This window comes from Anaerococcus porci (assembly GCF_009696575.1).
Lineage (GTDB): Bacteria > Bacillota > Clostridia > Tissierellales > Peptoniphilaceae > Anaerococcus > Anaerococcus porci.
Window position 1 is genome coordinate 86,884 of sequence record NZ_VULQ01000003.1, and the last position, 22,165, is coordinate 109,048.

The 22,165-nt window shown below is 32.6% G+C and carries 7 protein-coding genes; all 7 read right to left on the bottom strand.

Translation table 11 applies throughout. The features are described 5' to 3' along the window. Positions 1–3: 3 nt before the first annotated feature. Positions 4–1,059, bottom strand: a complete 1,056-nt coding sequence (locus FYJ26_RS03575; protein ID WP_154539681.1) for an extracellular solute-binding protein — start codon at positions 1,057–1,059, stop codon at positions 4–6. Positions 1,060–1,187: 128 nt separating this feature from the next. Continuing rightward, complete coding sequence (locus FYJ26_RS03580) at positions 1,188–1,937, bottom strand: response regulator transcription factor (RefSeq protein ID WP_154539683.1); 750 nt, start codon at positions 1,935–1,937, stop codon at positions 1,188–1,190. Positions 1,938–1,939: 2 nt separating this feature from the next. Then, a complete protein-coding gene (locus FYJ26_RS03585) occupies positions 1,940–3,520 on the bottom strand; it encodes a sensor histidine kinase (RefSeq protein WP_154539685.1) in 1,581 nt (526 codons plus the stop codon). Between the two features lie 20 nt (positions 3,521–3,540). Continuing rightward, a complete protein-coding gene (locus tag FYJ26_RS03590) occupies positions 3,541–4,317 on the bottom strand; it encodes a Cof-type HAD-IIB family hydrolase (RefSeq protein WP_154539687.1) in 777 nt (258 codons plus the stop codon). A 247-nt stretch (positions 4,318–4,564) separates the two neighbouring features. Further along, positions 4,565–5,779, bottom strand: a complete 1,215-nt coding sequence (locus tag FYJ26_RS03595; RefSeq protein ID WP_154539689.1) for an MSCRAMM family protein — start codon at positions 5,777–5,779, stop codon at positions 4,565–4,567. Between the two features lie 21 nt (positions 5,780–5,800). Beyond that, positions 5,801–7,915, bottom strand: coding sequence for a pilin N-terminal domain-containing protein (locus tag FYJ26_RS03600; RefSeq protein ID WP_154539691.1), 2,115 nt, complete (start codon positions 7,913–7,915; stop codon positions 5,801–5,803). A gap of 148 nt (positions 7,916–8,063) precedes the next feature. Then, positions 8,064–21,926 (bottom strand): SpaA isopeptide-forming pilin-related protein, encoded by a 13,863-nt coding sequence (locus FYJ26_RS03605; RefSeq protein WP_154539693.1) that lies wholly within the window; start codon positions 21,924–21,926, stop codon positions 8,064–8,066. Between the last annotated feature and the right edge of the window lie 239 nt (positions 21,927–22,165).

Here is a 22,165-nt window from a genome sequence, read left to right on the forward strand (position 1 = left end):
AGCTTATCCTTGTATGTCTGCGAATATTTCTTTATATTTTTCTACTATTTCTTTTTGATGACTTGTGACATATTCATAATCCTCTTGATCAAGTTTTATATCTTTTAAATCTTTCATATAATCATTCATTTCAACATCATCTCTAACTGGTCTATTTGTTGTTTGACTTGCTAGAATTTGTTGTGCTTCTTTTGATGTTATAAAATCAATAAATTTCTTTGCATTTTCTTGGTTAGGTGCATTTTTAACTATAGCTGTAACTGATGGCAAGAAAATTGAACCCTCTTTCATATAAACTATATCAATATTATCAGCACCATCTTTTTTAAGTTGCATAACTGGATCTTCATAAGATAGCCCTACTGCCATCTCCCCATCTGCTACTGTCTTATATACTGATGATGAAGATGATTGGATTTTACCATCTACATTTGTAAATAAATCCTTAACATATTGCCAAGCTTTTTCATCTTCATATCCACCCATTACTTTTAACATATTTGTAAGATGACAAAATGCTGATGAAGATGAAGTAGGATCAGCTGTTGCGATTTTTCCTTTTAATTCAGGATTTAGTAAATCTTCATATCCCTCTATTTTTATATCCTTAACCAAATCTTTATTTATTATAATACAAGAACCATCTAATTTATCAGCGGCTGGTATAAACTCATTGTGTTGATATTCTTTTATAAGTTCACTGTCATTTGTTGAAACATATTCATCAAATAAATCTTTATTTTCATAAAAAAGACTATAAGCTGAACCCCATATTACATCTGCAACAGGTTGAGCCTTTTCTCCTTTTAATTTTGTGAAAAGTTCTCCTGTTCCTGCTTGTTGTAATTCTACATTTATTCCTGTACTTTCTTCAAATGCAGGTATAATTGAACTTACAATTCCCTCAGAATTTGGTGAATATACTACAAGAGTATTGGATGAATTTTCTTTAGTTTGTTTATCATTGCTTACATCCTTACCTCCACTATCATTAGATGAGCATGCTGTTAAGCTTATAGCAAGAGCCAATGATAAAATAGCAAATATTTTCTTCTTCATAATTTCCTCCAATTTTTTTATTATTGTTATTTGTTAATATAATTATATAAAATAAAAATCTCAAAAAGTATACAATCCACCAATAAAAGGTATACTTTTTGAGATAAAAAAACGTTTTTATATCTTTATCATATATTTTTGTTATATTTTCCAGGACTTATACCAACAAATTTTTTAAATACCTTAGAAAAATATTTTTGATTAGAAAATCCACACAAAAAAGCTATATCTATAATCATAAGTTCTGTATTTTCTAATAATTTTATAGCTTCTTTTATCCTTACCCTATTTAAATAGTCATTAAAAGTTATAGAAGTATATTCCTTAAACTTTTTATTTAGCATAGATTCACTATAATTAAGTTTCTTTTCTAAATCACTTATTGAAATCTTCTCGCCGTAGTTTTTTTCTATATAAGCTATCATTTCAAGAGCAATATCAGATTTTTTATTTTCATTTTTTTCAATTTTTAATATATCTATATTATCTTCCTGATTTATAAAAGATTTTCTCATTTCATAAATATTTTTGGCAGTTATTAAAGACTTATTCAACTCTTCAATATCGATAGGTTTTAGAAGATAATCTGTAACTCCATACTTTATTGCCTTTTTTGCATAATCAAAATCATTATAACCTGAAACAATTATGGCTGAATATTCATAGTCCAGACTTTCTTTTATCATAGTAAGTCCATCCATCAAGGGCATAGAAATATCTGTAATAACAAGTTCTGGATTGAATCTCTTAATCTTTTCCAATCCTTCCAAGCCATTTTTTGCACTTTCTAAAACCTCCATCCCATATTTAGAAAAGGATGGTAAAATCTCAAGTTTCTTTCTTATAATTTCTTCATCTTCTACTATTAAAACCTTCATACTTACACCTTAAAGCTAATTCTTACCATTACAAAATCATTTTCTACAAATTCAAGACTTGCATCCTTATATAAGATTTTCAGTCTTTTTAAAGTATTTTCCAATCCATGATGTTTGTCAGATAAAAATGAATTTTCGCTTTTTCTTATGACATTTTCATTTATTCTATCAATTTCATCTTTAGACAAAGCCTTACCCGAATCAATAGTATCAATATAGACTTTATCATCTTTTTTATATATATTTATCCTTATTTTTATAGTATTATCATCTCTAAAGCCGTATTTAAAGCTATTTTCTAATAAAGGCTCTAGAAACAATTTACAAACCATGACCTTGTTTAAATCATCCTCAACATTGATTTTTAAATCCATCCTGTTTTTATATTTAATTTTTTGGATTGCTATATAAAGATTCAAATATTCCAAATCTTCTTCCAAATGCAAAAAACTCAAATTATTTATTGAATATCTCAAAAGTTTGCTCAAATTGCTAATAAGTCTTTGACACTCATCCCTATCTATATACATTTGATAAGAAATTATATCCAAAGTATTATATAGAAAATGAGGATTAAATTGACTTTCCATAGTTCTAAATTCAGAAGCTTTTTTCTCATATTTTAAACTGACATTATTGCCTTCAAGCTTTTTGACATTTTCAATCAAAACATTTATATTATCAGCTATATATTTTGTTTCATCATCACTATCAATAATAATTTTATCATTTTCTCCACTAGATACACCTCTTATAGCTTGGGTTAGGTTGTTAATGGATTTACTGATTTCAAAAGAAATTTTCTTGGTGAAAAATATTATAATAAGAATATAAACAAAAGATACCAAAGATAGGATAAAAAGCACTAAATAAAGCAAGTCTTTAGTAAAAAATTTTTTTTGCACATTATAAACCTTGAATTCTCCAAAATCTCCTTCTCTTTTTAGGTAGGAGTCCTTAAACCCATTTATACTATTATTTAAAGAGATATTGGATAGGTTTCCTCCCTTTGCCAAGACTCTGTTATAAGAGTTGCTTATGATAAAGTTTTTGGAATAATTATTTAATATATTTTCAACACTCGCACAAGATATATCAAGACAAATTGAACCATTTCCAAAATCCTTAATATAAATCAAACTCATCTTTCCCTTATCATAATAGCTATAATACTTTTCCTTATCAAAAGATGAGAGCAAAATTTTTATATATTGGTCTTTTTCCTTAGTCAATAAATTATTAAAAGAAATTGAATTAGTCCTATTCAACTCTTTATCATAAGCATGGAAAGAAAAATCAAGACCTTCCTTATTTCTCAAACCATAAACTTTCTCTATAAAATCACTATCTTTTTCATTAATAAAATCTAGGATATCATCTTTATTTTTATCAATAAATAAATCATTATCAGCAATTATTTCGTTGAATTTTTTACTTACAAAATCAAATTCTTTCTTATTGTTTATCCTGTCAACCCTCATCAAAATAAAATAATAAATAAGAACAAAAACAATTGAAATCATCAAAAAACTAATAATAAAATATTTAACCAAATTTTTATATATTTTATGTTCAAATTTCATACAAACTCATAAAATCTCGCCTATATAATATTCTTATCCTTCAGATAATAAAAAATACCATCACAATCTACACTTTTACATATATCATAAGAAATATTTTTCAAATCGTCTGATCCATTCGCCATGGCTATTCCATTTACTTCTTCAAACATTTGAAGGTCATTGTTTCCATCTCCAAAGGCGAGAGCCTCCTCTTTTTTGATTTTATAATATTCTAAAATCTTTCTTACTCCAAGTCCCTTTCCCCCGTCTTTAGGAATAATGTCAACAGCCCTATCCCACCAAGCTGCAATCTTTGCACCCCTTGTTCCTAGAAGTGCCCTATCATATTCTTCCTTTCTTATGGACATATTTAGCTGATAAATCTTGGTTTTTTGAGCAAAGGATATTAAGTCATCTATAAAATCCGGCTTATGATTTGAAAATCCAAAATACATACTCAAAGCATCATCAAAATAATCTGCCACATATGATTTTTTTCCTGCCATAGCAAGGGGCTTATCCATAGCCTTTGCGTTTTCTATAAAATGTAGTACATCCTCATTTGTTAAAGGGTTTGAGAAAATTTCTTCTTTCTCATTAAAGCACAAAGACCCATTAAAGCTTAAAAACGAATCAAAATCAACCCCTTCAAAGACAGGAATTTGAACAGGAGCTCTTCCTGTAGCAATACAAATATGAATCCCCTTATCTTTTAATGCATTTAAGGCAATCTTTGTTTTTTCGCTTATACTATCCTTATCTAGGGAAATTAAGGTTCCGTCTATATCAAAAAATATTATCTTTATATCTGTCATTTATTCTCCTAATAGTTTCTCTTTTATTTATAATATAATGCCTGCTTGTTTTGGTAATCGTCCTATATTTAAAAATTCAAATTAAACAATTTCTTTGTTTTACTCACAATAAAATCATATAAGCCTTTTCTATATTATAACATTTTATTTTTAAACTAAAAGGGAGAAAGGGGCCCCTCATTTTCGTCCCCTTTATCCCTTAAAAAAAGACTGCTGCAAAGGTTGATTTGCAACAGTCATTATTTTTCTAATCTTTGGCCCTTACAGTTTTTATACCGTAGGCTATTAGGATTAGGCCTGTTATAAATATTATTAGTATTTTGACATCACCTGTTTTTACAAGGGAGCTTGTCTTTTTTCTTTGACGTGATCCTCCACCAGGTGTAGGTGGAACCTTTCCCTTGTAGTTTTCAACTTCTATTTTCATTTGGTGGGAGTTTTCTCCAATTTCAAAGTCTATTGGGTCTATTTTTAGGATGTAGTCCTTTGTTGGAGTTTTTGTTTCTATTAGCCTATAAGTTCCATATGGGAGTTGTTTGGTTTTGAAAATACCATTTTTACCACTTGTTAGTGTGTAGATTTTGCCATTTTCTTCGACATCTTCAAAGATTTTGTCTGTTTTGACTTGGACTTTAAAGACTGCCCCTTCTAATGGGTTTTTGGTATCTCCATCTATCTTTACAAAGGTGAAGATATTGGTTCGAGAATCTTTCTCATTTTCAAAATCGACTGTTTCTCCATCTTTTAGAAAGCTTGTTTCTTTCCCCTTATTTTTTTCATATCCATTAAGGGGACTTGTTTCTATGAATTTTGCTTCTTTTTCAAGGCCTTTGACTTTAATCTGTCCCTTATCGTTTGTGATAAGTTCTTCTATCTCGCCTTCTTTATCATAGATGTAGCCATCATCTGTATTTTTAAACTTGAGTGTATTACCTTCTTTATCAACTAGCTTAAATCCTACACCCATAAGGGTGTCTTTGCTATCCTTGTCTATTTTTCTAAGGATTATATCATGAACTACAGTCTTTGGAATAATAGTAGCAGGGTTGATGGTTGTTTCATCTATACTTACAATAAAAGGTTTGAAAGTTTTTTCTTCTGTTTTAACTTGTCTAAACAGATAGGTTCCATAGGATAAGTTTTCTACCTTAATTAAATCTTTTCCATCTTTCTTATCACTGACTTTAACTGTTTTTTTCTCACCAAATTTTTTATTTAGGTCAGCTTCATCAACGTTGGAAAAATTATTTACAAGCTCTTCAGCCTTTTTTTCATAGTCTTCACTATTATAGTCTATCAAGCTTTCATCATCAATCTTCCAATAATCAATAGCAGCTTCACTATTGTCTACTAAAATATTTAGGCTATTTCCGCTTTTAGCAAAAGCCAAAAGAGGAGTAACTAGGTATAGGACTAAGGCAAATACTAAGACTTGTCTTAGTTTTATATTAAGTTTTTTCATATTACTCCTCCATGTATAAACTTATGCTTCTTTTTTATTTGCTTGGATTTTGTATGCAGCAAGACCCATGATTGCGATACCTGCTACTACGAATATAAGTGAACCAATTCCACCAGTTTGTGGGATTGAAACTTTCTTATTCTCTATTTGCTTACCATAGCCAGCGTCTTTATTATCTTTGTTGTATTGAAGTTCTGAGTCTACTCCTGCGTATGAACCTTTTTCTACTGTGAATTCTGGTTTGTCATTTCTTGCAGCATAGCCTTTTGGAGCTGTTTTTTCTTCTAATTTATATTTTCCATAAGCTAGACCTTGGATTTCAAATCTACCTTGTCCATCAGATGTTACAACTACTACATTTTCATCAGCCTTTTCTCCCCAAGTATAAGCATTTGCGTTTTCTTTGAATGCCTTATTGTAGTCTTCTTGAGCTTTATCAATTGCAGCTTTTGCTGTTGTTCCTTTATCACCTTTTTGATCTTCAGCTGATAGATTATTATAGTCTGCTACTTTTTGATTTAATGTATCTTTTGCTGTTTTTACAGCTTCTGGACTAGTTTTAGCAGCTACTAAATATTTGCTTCCATCTTCATTTGTAATGTAGAATTCTGCTCCAGCAAGTCTTTCTTGTTGGTCACCTGATTTATTATTTGTCTTTACAAATTTCTTACCACCATTTACAACCTTTGGTTCTGTTGGGTTAAGTGGTTTTGGATTGTCAGATCTGTGGTTTACTACTGTTATAGTTCCATCTGCGCCTTTTTTGAATTCAGATTCTGAGCCTGATGTTGTTGCAATTTCTACAGCCTTATATTGTTTATCCTTTTTAAGACCCTTCCATGTGTAAGTCTTACCATAAACAGGTGGGTTTTTTGGATTTCCAGGAATACCATCTCGACTAGTAGAACCTATTGTTACTGTTCCTTCAAAGGTATAGTTATCAACTTTATCAAGGTCACTTTCTTTTACATCTTCGCCTGTATTTGCATCTACAAGTTTAAATGTTGCAGTTTCACCTTCTGCCCATTCTCCATCATCCCATGATTTATTTATTGTCAATTCACCATTTTCATTTGGTTTTGTTGGGTATGGTGTTGTTCCAAAGCCTGGTTTGTTACCATAATGGAACATGATGTCGTTGGCTTCTGGTATATCTACTACTGATTTAGAGTTTACAGTTGCAGTATATGTTAAGGTTACTTCTACAGCTTCTGTTTTTTCATTGACTTTTTTAAGGCCTGTTTCTGTAAGACTAGCTACGAAACCTTCATCTGTTTCTTCTAATTTATAATCTGTATTTTTTTCTAAATTATCTTGTCCAACTTTTATTAAAAGCGAACCTTTTTTGAAAGTTAAACCACTTGTCATCTTATCATCCCACTTAGCTGTTTTTAATTTTGAGTTAGCAGGGATTTTTGTTTTAACTTCATAAGGTACTTCTTTACCAATTTCTGCTGTTACTGTAGCTTTTTTCTTTTGGTAGTTTTCATAAACTGCACCAACTTTTGAGCCTGCTTCACCGTCTTCAACAACTTTTAAATCATTTTCTTTTGCAAAGTTTTTGTCGATTTCTGGCTTATTTTCTGTATTTTTTGGATAAACGTGAGCGTCGGCTACAATTCCATCTTCATTTACTAAAGGAAGAGTTAGAAGTGTAGGTACAGCTTTTGAGCCTGTAAGTACGCTTTGACCATCTTCGCCCTTGTATGTTGATTTTGTAAGGTCTTCTACTATTCTATATTTACCTTCAAAACCTGTTGTTGTAAATTTAAGACCATCTTCTGTTGTTAAACCTTCTTGTCCATTAACATCTTCCCATTGATCATTATTGTTTACATCAACTTGATCTTCTTGAATATTAGCTTTTAATTTTTGAAGTTTGAAGTAAACTCCAGGAATTTCTTTTGCTTCTGCATCAAAGAAAGTTCCAATATCTGGAATTTTATTACCATCATATCCTTTTTTGTTTACATCATGATTTTTTAATGCAGTTTCTGTCAAAAGAATTTTATGCACTGTTACTGTATTTGTTGTTGTTGCATTACTAGGTGCTGCATTAGCTTTTGCGAATGGTTGTACTACTATTCCAAGTACCATAGCAAGAGCTGTTAAAAATGACAAAATTTTGTGTTTCATATTTTTCTCCTTTTACCCTTTTTGTCAATTTACCTTGATAAATTTTTGGCTTTTGCCTTATCAATTTTTATAAGTTTAAAACTTATAGTTAGAAACATTCCTACTTTTATAATTAACTCAAAGGACCCTTTGAGGGTCTTTTGAGTAATTAACTTAATTTCTCTTTTTTCTTAGAGTAGCTTAGAACAGCTAGTATCATTAGAGCTAATCCAATGATTGTAAATCCTATCCAAACTCCTGGTCCACCAGTTGATGGATAGACTGCCTTTTTATTTTCTATTTGCTCTCTATTTTCATCAGAGTTTTCTAATTCTTTATCTTCTAGCCTGCCTTCTAGGTCTTCTTTATAGATTTTTCCATTTTGGACTTTGAACTTATAGGCTATAGGTTTAAGATTTGCATAACCTCTTGGAGCTTTGACTTCTTTTACTTGATAGTCCCCATCTGGGATTGATTTGAATTCAAATCTACCTTTATCGTCTGAAGTTGCTGTCCAAGCTTTATCATTCATGTTAGTTGGATCTACTTCTTTGCCTTCTTTTGTTATAGTTAGGTAAGTTTCTCCAATTTTCTTTTGAAGTACAAATTCTGCACCTTGAAGTTTAGTTTCTTTATTTGTAGAATCTACCTTCTCAAAGTAGATATCAGGATTTTTCTTATTTTCTAAGACAAGTGTCATATCATATTGGTTTCTTAATAGATACTTGTCATTTGCAAAGCCTGGATTGTGCTTATCTTGGCCTTGGCTAATTGAACTGTCATATGCCACGTACTTATCTATGCTTTCTGTGGTTTTAAATCCACTAGCTTCCAAGACTCCATAAGCAAGTCCTGCCCCAACTTTACCATCTTTATTGTATGGCATATCTACTATTACTAGGTATGTTCTTTGAGGATTTGTACTTGACTCTTCCGATGAAGATCCTTCAGGAGTATCTTCTTTACCTTTGTTTTCTTCTATAACTAGGTTTATTGTATTTTTATCATAGGCTAGTTTGAAGTTGGCATTTTTGTCTATAACTGTAGGAGCATCGAGCGTTGAAGTATTATTGACAGGAATTACCCTTACTTGGGTGTTAGAGTCATTTAGTTTTACTCCGCTGTCTGCTCTTATTCTTATGTCTTTTTCTGTGCCATTTAGTTTTACAAGGTTGTATTGCCTAAAGACTTTTTTGTCTTTGTTGATACCAACTATTTTGCTATCAAGATTAGCTGATGATTGACCTTGTAAGTTTGTAACTGTTGCATCTTTTATTTCTAAACTATCATCAAAGGAGTTGGTCCATAGGATTTTACCATCACGAGTTACTTCAATCTCCCAAGTTTTGTCTGTTTTATTGTAGCCATCTGGAGCTTTCATCTCTTTTAAGGTGTACTTGCCGTAGGCTAGGTCTTCAAATGTAACTTGACCCTTGCTATCACTTTTTAGTGTTCGGTCATCATAGCCTTCTACGTCTTTTCCTTCTAATAGGAATTGGGCTCCTTCAAGTGGATTTCCATCTTGATCTAGCTTTTTAAGTTTAAGGTCTGCTCTCTTGTAGTTTGCAATAATTTGCTTATTGTCTAAGATATCTATGAAGTGACCATCTTTGTCAACCTTGAATGATGATACTCTTTTTTCTGGAAGTTTGTATCCATGTGGAGCCTTAGTCTCCCATACTTCATAGCTACCTTCAGCTAGACCTTTCCATGAGAATTTACCATAGACATCTGATTTTCTTTCTGAGCCCTCAACTTTTACGCCATCTTTTCTTAGTTCAAACTCAGCCCCTTCAAGTACTCCTAGCACATCTAGGTCTGGCTTATGGCTAGTTTCACCAGTCGGATTATCTGTATTAACATTTGAGATGACCCCACCATCAATCTTGGTGTATTCTATTACGTTTTTGTAGTTTACGAAATTAAACTCAAGCTTACCTTCTCCACTTGCTCCTGGCACATAGAATTTAGACCATGAATGAGCCTCTCCAGTATAGTCAGTGTAATGTGTCCATCTAGGACATGATGTTGTCTTTCTACCATATGCATCAAGGCAATAGTATTCTCTATGGCTATAGTTTACGCTTGATAGCAATGATGTAGCCTTAGATGAATCACTTAGCTTACCCTTTATTTCTAATACATAGGTTGAATCTTCATCACCTCTAGCATTGAAGTATTCTTCTGGGAAAGTTAACAGTTTAGTTTCATTTGGATTGTAACCAAGAAGTCGGTTCCATTGGTCATAAACAGGCACATAGTGCGTAGTGAATCCATCACCTATAAATCTTAGGTCGCTTCTATTATCAAAGTCTACTGCATTAGATTGTGGTAGGTATCCATTTCGCCAGTTTTGAGCAAAGCCCCTGCCAGTTTTCTTATAAATCCTAACAGATAGACTATTTGCATCTATAGGTTGGTTAGTAGTAAATGTTAAATTCTTGTTATAAAGAGATTTGTTCCATAAGTTGTAATAGACAACAGCTGTAAAGGTCTTTTCCTTTGGATCTACTCTTAGATTGTACATCCATGCATCAGTTGTTGGATTCGCATAGCTTCTAGTCCCTTGACCATCAAGCATTACACTATAATCTACCCTTATATTGTCAGTAAAGATTTGATCTGCTTTTGCATATCTTGGATTTCCAATTGTTACTCTTATTGGAAAATCTTGTGTGTGATCTATCTTTATCCTATCTGGATATAGTTGAATAAACATCTGCATATCTTCTGGTTTATAGTTTTCAACAAAGTTTGTAAAGGTATAGGTTATAGATTTTCTATCATCATTGATTTTTGCCTTGGCAATTTTTCCTGATGGACTCATCATATCTAGGAAGGATGAATCTGTCTTTCCTACTCCATCGTTGTCTTTAACTATTCCATCTAGGTCAACATTATCTGAGAAATTGACGGTAAAGGTATCTCCAGGTTTTACCATTTCACCTTCTCTTAATTTGAATCTAAACTGAGCGAAGATTGCCTCTCCTTCATTAGGATATACAACTTGTTCGCTTTCGCTCTTGCCACCTACTGACTTAACAGAAGCTTGCTTTCCATCAAAGATTAACCTATCAGATACATCTTCAGGATTTATTGGCTTGTCTGGGACAGTCCAACTTTGATCTCCTATGAGTACTGGTTTTTTCTGTTTATCAAGCATATAACCATCTAGAGTTGATGTTTCCATTAACCAATAGAAGCCATTAGGTAGGTCTGTAAATTCTGCCTTACCTTCAGAGTTTGTTGTTTGTACAAATGAAGTACCATCTATGGATGTTAGGGTGAATTTTACTCCTTGAAGTTTTTTACCTTCTTCATTGGTTTTGTTTATACTAAACCTACCCTTTCCTGGTTTGTAGTTTACTATCTTAGTTAGACGAGTTTTATTTTCATCAGTTATTTTCTGATAACCATGTTGGGTTAATATTTCTATATCATCGTCTATTACTCTAAATTCTTTTACTGAACCTTGTGGTTTCATATAGCCATCTGGAACTTTTGTTTCCATTATCCTATAATAACCATCTTTTAGATTTTCAAGCTTAAATTTACCATCTATATTGGATTTTAACTTATAATCATCAAGTCTATTGTAGCTTGTTTCATATACTTTTTCTCCATTCTTTATGATATATCTTTTGCCTGTTTCTTTTTCTGTCATTATCAAGTCTAGATTTCTTGTAACTGGATAATAATCCTTAGCTGAATCATCTTGTCTTTCCAAGACAAATTCTACATTTGCTAATGGCTTATCTGTTTGTTTATCAACTTTAGTAAACTCTATGCCTATTTTTTTGTTTACAATCTTTAATGGTCCATTTACCTCTACACCTCTTAAAGGAGTAAGAGGTGGGAGTGTTGAAATAACGTCCCCTGTTTCATCGATTGGTCTATTTTGCTTATCAACTAAGATTGAGCCGTCTTCATTTAGCACTGCCACAAGCATTGCTGTAAAGGAGCCATTTTCTCTTGTAAATTTTATCTTATATTTTTTCAAAGTTTTTTGATATCCATCTGGTGCCATAAGTTCTTCTAGGATATATGTTCCTTCGGATATATCATCTACTTCAAACTTATAAATATTAAGATTTGGATCTCCAGCCAAGTTTACTTCTTTTGTATAAGTTTTAGCATTTTTATTTGTATTATCATCAGCGGGCGATAATTTTAATTTTAAATATCCCGTTTTAATATTATCATAATTATTTGGTCTTGGTCTACCATTTAGTGATATTTTTGAAAAAACAAAATAATCTTTTTCAAAGTTTCTTATCCAAAAATCACTGTCCTTATCTTTTCTGAGGCTAGGTTTTCCTATTCTAGGGATATTTGCCAAAATATAATCAAAATCAGCGAAATTTCCTACTATTTCATACTGTCCATTATCATTTAACTTAAGCTCATAGAAGGTTTTTTGTAAGTGGTTATTTCCATCTTCCTTAATTTGGATAACAATATATCTATCCATTTTTTTGTATCCAGTTGGTGGACTTGTTTCTGCTAGGGTGTAGACACCCTTTGATAGGTCTGTTATTTCAAAAGCACCATCCGATGACACTACTTCATATGGGGCAGCTATTGCCTGACCAGATTTGGCCTTATCTAGGTCATCTGGGTCATTGGAGTTTTTATAAAGGGTAAACTTTGTTTCTGATTTGATTGGGTTTTCCGCTTTATCACTAACCTTTTTCCATTTAAGATCTGTTGTATTCTTATGGTTTATAAGTTTATTTCCATAAGGGCTAAGACTTAAGTTGTCAGATTTATCGAAGTTATTTTGTTTGTATTTTTCATCATAGGCTTGATCATATTTTTCATAATATGATTTCTCTCTTGTCTTATCATATATAACTTCAAGACCATTTTTGCCTTTTTTAACTTCTATTATCCACCTATATTGGCTACTATTGCTTGAATAACCTTCTGGAATTATTATCTCTTCTAATTCATAGATACCTTCTGTTAGGTCGTAGAAGTTTACAGAACCATCAGTTTGGGAACGAGCTTTCCTATAGTAGGCTGTGGTTGCTCCACTTGTAGAATCAACCCCTGTTCCTTCTTGGTATTTTCCATTATAGACTCCCTTAAACTTTCCATTTTCATCATATAGGTAGCCTATTGTTTTATCTTCTGAAGCTAAATCCCCATCATGGATTTTATCTCTTACTTTCTTTAGGCTAAAGACTGCATCCTTAAGTGGTGTGTCATCTTCTTTCAGCTTAGTGAAGTTAAACTTGGTTTTCTCATAGTTTATGATTTGGTAATCTGACTCATCTTTTTTGTCAGTGACCTCTCTTATGGAAAGGTCATTTTTATTTTCTGAGACTATCTCAAGTTCACCTGTACTTTTATCTTTAACTTTTATAGTAAAAAACCATGGGTTAGGTTTTTGGAACCTGTCTAGGATTCTAGTTTCTTCTAGTTTGTAGCGTCCTGGTCCAAGATTATCGAAGTTAAATCTTGAGTTATCGTAGGAGTAGATAGTTTTTTCATATCCCCCTTCGATTTTTTCACCTTTTTTATCAACCTCACTTAGTTTAAAGTCTGCTGCCCTAACTTCTTCTCCCTTGTTATCCAATTTTTGGAATTTAAGGTCAATATAGGACTTGGCATTTGTTATTGCAGACAAGTTACCATTTTGATCGGTCTTATAAGGGTATGAATCTGCCTTAACTACTTGTTTCCACTTACCTTGTTCATTTTCTGTGAAAGTTATAGTAATATAACCATCATTTTTCTTATAGCCTTCTGCAGGGGCTATCTCTTCTAGGATATAGGTTCCTTCTGGGATATCATTAAATTCAACTCCTAGAATCTTATCAGATATTGCCTCTTCTTTATAGATTGGGTCACCTTTCTTGTGTATTACAGCCTCATTTTCTATAATATCTTCTTCATAGGTGTCCTCTACTGGCTTATTACCGAAAAAGCTTGTTTGGACTGTGCCATCCTTATTTGTTTTTACCTTAATTAGTCTAAATTTTGCACCAGAGATGGCATTATAGTTAAGATCTACTTTTTTAAAGTTTAGTTTGGTTTTATTCTTGTAGTTAGTTACTTGAACATCATGGATTTTCTTATATGGGGCATCTGGTCTTGCAGGGTATGATCTTCCATCATCTGCTACTATCTTGGCATATTTGTTAAATACTGGATCATCTACTCCCAGCCCCTTAATGGTTGTTCCTATGAGTTTTTGCTTTTCTTCATCACTGATAGCCTTATTGAAATCATCAGATTCAGAGAATGTATGGCTAAAACCAAAGTCTATGTTCATGTAGTCGGCATCTCTTGGGCTTTTGTCTTTGTTAACATAAACCTTAAAGTACCACTTCATAGGATTGCCATCTTTATCTTTTGGAATTTTGTAAGAAGCATCTGGAGTTTTTATTTCTTCTAGTTCGTAGATTCCTGGAGTTAGCTCTCTAAAGTAGTTATCTCCCGGCTCACCTGTTGCTTCTGATACAGCGTCAAATTCTTCATTATAGTATTTTGGATATGTGTAATTACCTGTTGGCTTTCCATCTATATACTCAGGTGCCTTTTCTCCATTTATTATCTTACGTGCCTTAAATTGTGAGCCTGTTAGAGTTCCCTTGTTTGAATTTACCTTAGAAACTCTTAGAGGAATCCTAAATCCACTCTCATCATTATTAAAGATTTCTGTAAGATTACCATTTGCTATTTCTATAGTTACTTGATTTGTATTAGGATCGACTTTCTTAAAGTCAACTGGATAAACTGATACAGTTTCAGTTGCCCATTCATTTGCATTTTTTTCATCTCTAGTATAGACAACTCGATATTGCCTACTAGGGTCAAGATTAGCAAAATCAAGGCTTCCTTGATATGGGGCATCTTTAACATCTGCCACATCTGTCCAAGAAAGACCATCACCTACTTGAAGTTTAATACTTCCTGCTTTACCACTTGGTTGTGTCTTATCTTCTTCTCCATTTATTTGATTTGAGTAGGTAAAGTCTACTTTAAGATTTATATCTCCTTGTGGAGTAGGAGGATTTACTTTCTCATTTCTTCTTATGATAAGATTATTTGTATCAAGATTTTCAAAATCGCTTGAATTCTTTTTGTCTGGTATCCATTTGAGAATATCATGAATCAAGTAATCTTGGTTAACTGAAGCATCATCATCTAATCTTAGCTTATAATTTATTACATACTCTTCACCTTCATTTGCTGTATTATTAGGGCTTGGTATATCAAATCTATAGATTCCATCTGCTGTGTTGGCTGATACCTTGCTTAATGGTTCTTCTTGTCCATTAGATTCTTTGTTAAAGCTATTAGATATCAAACTAACATGAGGATCTGGTCTAATTTGTAATTGTCCATTTTTAAGAAGTGATTCATCTATGCTTGTGCTAGGACCTTTTTTTACAAAGTTGTCTTCTACTAACAAGCTATCAAAGAAGTCTTTTTGTACATATGGGGCAATATTTTTTACCCATTGATTACCTATCCAATAGTTAGTTGCCTTGAAGTCAAAATGATCTATACCACTTATAGCCTTATCTGCCATATAATCCCTATATCCAGTATATGCTCCTGTATTGTCAGGATTTGTTAGGGTATCAACATGGCTTACCCAGCTTTCATAGCCTTTAAATGCTGATGTTATCTCAGATTGCCTATACTTATTGTATCCACCTTCCGAGAATCTATTAGAAATATTTCCATTATGGCTTGGAAGATTTATTACAAATTTTTCATCATAGCTAGCATCATTTGACATAATACTATTAACCCAAGAATTAAAGTCTTTTTTCCTAGTTACCATTAGCATATATGATGAATCATCGGTTATTGTATTTCTTTGGCTTACCCCAAAGGCTGTTAGGTAATCTCTTATCTTGGTATCTTCTGTTACAATATTGTTCGCTCTTATTAGCTTCATCGGATAATCTTCTTTTCCTAGATAATCATAGTCTGCAAGATTTACCTTATCAAGAAGCATCTTGTTTTGATTAGAGACACCTGAATATTGGATAAAAGATATATCTACTTGTGAGCCATACTTTTGTGCTGTATCTCTTAAGTCTGTTATAAACTTATTTATATTACCATCCAAACTTGTAGGACTAGATATAAAACCTGAATTTGAAGGGTCCTTGTCCCTATCAACCAACATTACTACATGGATTTTCTTTGGCCTTGTTTTATCTTCTATAGTTGTTCTAATCTTAGGTATTATAGTAAGTTTAATATCTCTTGTTCCCTCATCAGTATTTACAGCACTAGCATCTACATCGATATTTGCATTTTTTGTATCTACAGAATAAAATTTAGAGTCTAAATTAGCTGAACTTACTGCACTTAGGCTTTCGATATTTGAAAGATCTAGACCTGTATTTTCTAGTCTAGGACTATTTAATACCATTCTTGAAAGTTCAGGTGTTAGATTTATTTTTTGTCTTGATTTTAGAACTGTACCATCATCTCTTACTAGGATATACCAAGGGTTAGGATCTCTTTCATAACCAGCTGGTCCTCTATACTCTTCTAGAACATATTTTCCAGGTTTTAATTGGTCGAAAATTATTATACCTTGATTTTTTGGAAGCTCTTTAGGATCTTTTCCTATTTGCTCGTTTGGATTGTCTGGATTTGGCTTTGTTATAGCTTCTCCCGGACTTACCTTTTGTATATATTCTTCAGCAAAACCTTGGGCGTTTTTCTTTATCTCGAAATCATCAGTTGCAGTGTAGAGTCTGAAGTATGCTCTTCTCAAACCAACCTTGCCCTTGTATGGAGCAATTGCATCTCCTGTTTTCTTTATATACAATTCTCCGAGTTTAGCTTCTTTTTTATAATCTATAACTCCTTCAAAGATTGCATGTTCACCATATTTGGTATTGTTGTTAGGATCTCTTACTATAACTTTCATTTGACCTTCATCGGCTATGGCTTCTGCTTCAACCTTTAGTAGGATATCATTAGCTTTTTTATAACCTTTAGGAGGATTATTTTCCCTAAGTACGTAGTAGCCACCGAATTCTAGGTCATGAATTTCAAATTGATAGTCATATTTTTCTTCTTTAAATACCCTATCTTCTGAATTTGTCTTAAAGATATTTTGTATTATAGGCTTTTCATTTATTTTATCACCTATGATTGTTCCATAATAATCAGACTTGTATAGGTCAAAGCTTACAGGCTGACCAATTTCATCTACAAGTTTTTCATTTGCCAAGATAGGATTATAAACACCATCACTTGATGCCAAATACTTAGCAAAGTTTATATCAATTTTTCTGATATCATTTCCTATTTGATAAGCCTTTGTACTTCCACTATTCTCATCGGACTTTATAATATCATCTAAGCTTACTTCTTCTAGTTCTTCTACATCCTTATCAAGGTCTTTTTCTGTTGGGATTTTGTAGAGTTTGCTTTCAAGATTTCCTTTACTATTTTCTTTTACTACAAGTTTCCAACCGAAGAAATCTACTTTTGAATATCCCTTTGGTGCTTGAAGTTCCTCTAGTAGGTATTCGCCTTCTGAAAGATTGTCAAATACGAAATATCCACCATTTTTAGCTTGTTGACCATCTATCAAAGCAGCTGGTGGGTTAGTTTTTTCTGTATTATCAGAATAAACTTCCTTGAGGTAGAACTCATTATCTATTGTTCTTAGAGAATAGAGCCTAAATTTAGCATTGGATAGGCCTAGATGTTCATGACTTGGGTCAGCTAGGACATCCTCTCTAACTTTCCTAAATTTTATACTTGTTTTCTTAGTTTCATTTATTATTTCGTTTTGATTTGTCTTGACATTGTATATGTTTTTGTCTACAAAGCTTACTTCTACCTTTTTCTTACCTGCTGAATCTGTTGTCTCTTTAGCTTCTAAGATTAGCTTAGGGGCTTTTTCATAGCCTTTTGGAACGGATGTTTCTTCTAATATATAGAAGCCCTTTGGCATTTGCTCGAATTTGAAATCACCATAAGAACCTGTTGATTTTTGTTGGTAGAGTAGACTTCCATCAGTTTTAGTATCAAAGTCTGTTTGGTTTGCCTGTGCCTCGCTTAGATTTGTAGCTTTAAGTTTTGTAAGAGTAAATTCTGCTCCATCAAGCTTGGTATGCTTGTTTTTCTTGGTGAATTCTACCTTACCGAGGTTATCTTGGATATTGGTTACCTTTATTTTAAGCTTATCATTGTCAAGTTCTACAAGCTTTCTACCATCGGCAGATGTTGGTACCTCGCTTAGCTTTACTTCTGTCTTATAGCCATCATTTACATGAATACTAGGTAGGTTTTTGTAAAGGTATGGTCCATCGTCTGGGTTAATTTCTTTTCTTTCTACTACTATCCTAAAAGGCTTAATGGCTTCATAACCTTCTGGTGCAAGCTCTGATACCCTGTAGGCGCCTGGTTTTAGGTAAATTTTACCAGAGTCTTGATCATTTGTTTTGTATTTTTCTACCTCACCTGTATATATATTGGTAAAGATGAAAGTTGCTCCAGAAAGTCTGGTCTTGCCGTCTTCTTTGAACTTATCAATTTCTATTGGTTCTACTACATGAGCTGATATTAGCTCTTGGTATTTACCAGGATCAGTATGGGAATAAAATATTAGTTTAACTGATTTTGCCTTATCCTCTGACCAGTCACTATTGTTACCATATGATGCCTCAACTAGCTTTATAATATCATCAGCATATTCGATTTGAAGATCACTAACTGGAGGATAGTTTCCTATCCTTGTTTCATTGTCCTTTAGCATCCTAAATCTATTACCATGCTCATCATATGTCATACGGCTTTGATCAGAGCCTTCAAATTGCTTTTCTTTTTTCGAAGTTCCAGATATATTTGGACCACCTAGGGTGTAATCGACCTTCCAAGAATCCGAATTGTAAGTTGATGAATTAGAGAAGTAATCTCTTCTTATATCAACCCCATCTGTATAGTGATGGATTACCCTTTGAAGCATAGAGCTTTCCACTTGCCTATGCATGATTTCACCTGTTTTTGATGTGTAGTTTTTCTTAACTTGTTCACTATAGAAGAAGATTCTTTTCATTAAGTCTTCCATAGCTTGACCTTGGCTTTTAGAACCGTCCCTATTATATTGTCCATATTCTTGTAATTTCGGAACAAGTCTGTAACCAGATGTATTGGAATTACCTTTGACATTTTCATTAAGTCTTGATATTAGGAAGTCTCCTGATGGATTTTCATTTTTATCAAGGAAGATCCCCTTCTTGCCCTTGATGGTTGGATCATCTGTACCACTATTAAAACATAGACCCATGTCAAAGTTTCTATTAATCCTCATTATAGTATAAGGATATTCCATATAGGCTATAAAGCCATTCATAAGCTCATCTTGGCTTATCTTTTCAGTATATAGGTCTATATATCCGCCTCTGTCAAGAACTGATGAAGGATCAAAGATGTCATTTTTCTTTTCTTTGATAGTTGTCCTCATGTTGTAGGTATCATTTCTTGAGCCTGTTTGGTTTTCGTAAGTATAGGAAACAATAGTACCTGGGTAATATCTTCCATTATCAAGAAGAACATCCCTTACCCTAGTAGTTCTTCTATATCCTCCATCTACAAGTGGTACGAAGTATACTTTTGTCTTGCTTAAATCTTGTTTATCTCCTATTCCATTTAAGAGAAAATCAGGTGTTTCAAGGCCTAAATCTTCATCTTCTCCTAGTCTAATAAGGTCTTGAGCACTCCAGTCAACTCTATTGTCAGTAACTCTATTTGCTACTATGGTTCTTGTTGAGTCATAGAAGAAATTTTCATTGGTGAATTTATCTTGATAAGCATTGTTTGCAACTATGTTTGTTTCTATAAGGTTAAATGGTACATTAGCATATGTTTGGGCTTGTTCAAGTCCCTCTATCCACTTAAAGATTGTTGGGATTTTCCTAAACTCTTCAAGTTTTTTATCAACCATAGCCTTAATATAGTTGGTGTCTGGGTTTAGCCTAAGTCCCATAGAATAGGCTTGGTGGATTTGATTAGAATCTATAGGAGCTATAACTCTTATGTATAGTTTATCTCCTAACTCAGACTTATTTATGGAAGTATTATCCATAAGAAGTTCTGCTTCTTTATCTGATGTTGTATAGCCACTATTGTAGTCATTTATAGGGCTGGTAGATAATTTGTATTTGAAATTTCTAAGTCCTTGTGCAGCTGAGGAGAATAGGCTTATGTTAAGCTTACTAAAGTCGAGATTTTCTCCTTTTGTGCCTGCTAAAGGACTAGTGTCTACTTCTATATCCCATAAGACATTTAAGTCATTTTGGTCGATAAACATAGATGAACTTCTATTTCCATTTGAGTCTATGATGCTTTGCTTGGATGTCCAAGAAAGTTTGTATGGGTAGACTGTTTCATCGCCTGTTTGCTCATTTATAATATAACTTGTATTTCCTATTACTGGAGATGAGTCGGTTAAATTAACCGTCTTTGTAAGTAGGTCTTGCTCTGGGTTATTTTTTGGAGCAAGGGAGATATTTACATCTATGCTATCACTATTTCCAATATTATCTGTATCAAAGGCTAGGCTTTGATTTATATCTAGATTTATATTAGATTTTATAGACCTAACAAAGGTGTATCTAATATAGTGATTGTCTCCATCTTCTACATAAGATGGAGTAGCTACTACCTTGCCAGAATTATCTTTTAATTGCTTTAGCGAATATGTGCCATCTGCTTTTAGATAAGGACCTATTTTTAGGTCAAAATACCAACCAGTAGGTATAGGCCAAGTAGATGTTGCCATAACTTGTAGGCTAGTATTTACTTGAAACTCCTTATCAGAAAAACTATTAGATACCCTTAAATTATTTGGTCTAAAGTTTTCTTCCTGATCTTTTTTTACTAAGTCCTTTATTGCCTTATCATTGGCAGACATGAGTTTTTCTTCTTCATCTGGTGTAAGGATATATTTTTCTCCAAGCTCATGGAGAAGGTCTTGAATTTCTTTGATACCGTTTTTAGGATTAGCTAGAGCGTCTTTTAATTCTTTATCTGCCTTGTCAAAGTTTGAAGGCTCTTCTTGTTTCTTTTCTTCCGATTTTTCTTCTTGGTCTTTGTTTTCTTTTTCAGTATTAGCTTCTTGTTCAGCCTTTTTATCTTCTTCAGTCTTCTCTTCTGTTTTTTCTTCAGACTTTTTATCTTCTTCTGTTTTTTCCTTTTCAGTATTTTCTTCAGCTTTCTTATCTTCTTCTGTCTTTTTTTCTTCAGTCTTTTTTTCTTCCTCTGCTTTGGACTTTTCTTCCTTATATTGCTTAAGAAGGCTAAAGTCACTTTCTAGGGAGTCTGTATCATATTTTTTTACCTTATCATCTGTTAAAACTGCAAGTAGGTCTCCCTTATTTTTAATCTTTAGATTTCCCTCACTATCCTCTTCATATAAGTTAAAGTTAGGATCAGGTGATATGTATTTATAGAAATCTAAATTGAAAAATAGCTTATCTTTTTCTTCTGCAAATCTTGTATATCCTTTGTTTTCAAAATCAAAGTTATCTAAAACTTTTAAGTCTATATAGGAATAGTTTTTGCCATATTTCTTATCAGGCTCTCTACCTTCTTTTATATCAAGGTAGGTTTTTTCATCAACTATCCTAAACCCCTCATCTTCTTCTATTATTGATATATCTAGGTCAAGGCCTTGGTCATTGAGGTCCTTTTTTACCCTATCATATTCTTTGCTTGCTTCTTCAATAGTAGAAAAATGCCCTTTTTCATACAGGCTTATATCATCCCTATTTACAAGTCTGAAAGTACGGGTTTTATCTGATATACCAACCGCTATTGAAAATTTATTCTCATCTTCTTCTCTTTTAGCAAGATCGTTTAATTTATGGGAAATTGTAATAGAAAGATTGGTATCAGAATCTGTCTTTAAATCTTCTATTGTTTTTATGGTATTTGGGTCTAGCTCCTCAGCCTTTGATGGAAAGGCTGGAATCATAACTTGAAGAACCATAAATAGTGCCATCAAAAACGACATTACTTTTCTCAGTGCTTTTTTCATATGCTCTCCTATTTCTATGTGGATATACAAGCTTGCTTTAGCTATCTTTGCACTATCTAAACTAAACCTAAATTTTACTGACCAAGTCGGTTCAACTTTTTAATAAGTTCGAAGCTTATATGGGCTTTAAGTTAGTTTATTGTTTTTCAGCATTTTAATTCATTTTACTTAAGCTTATGTAGTTTTTTTATAAAACTAACATATTTTAAAAAAACCGATAAAATTCACAAATATTTTAT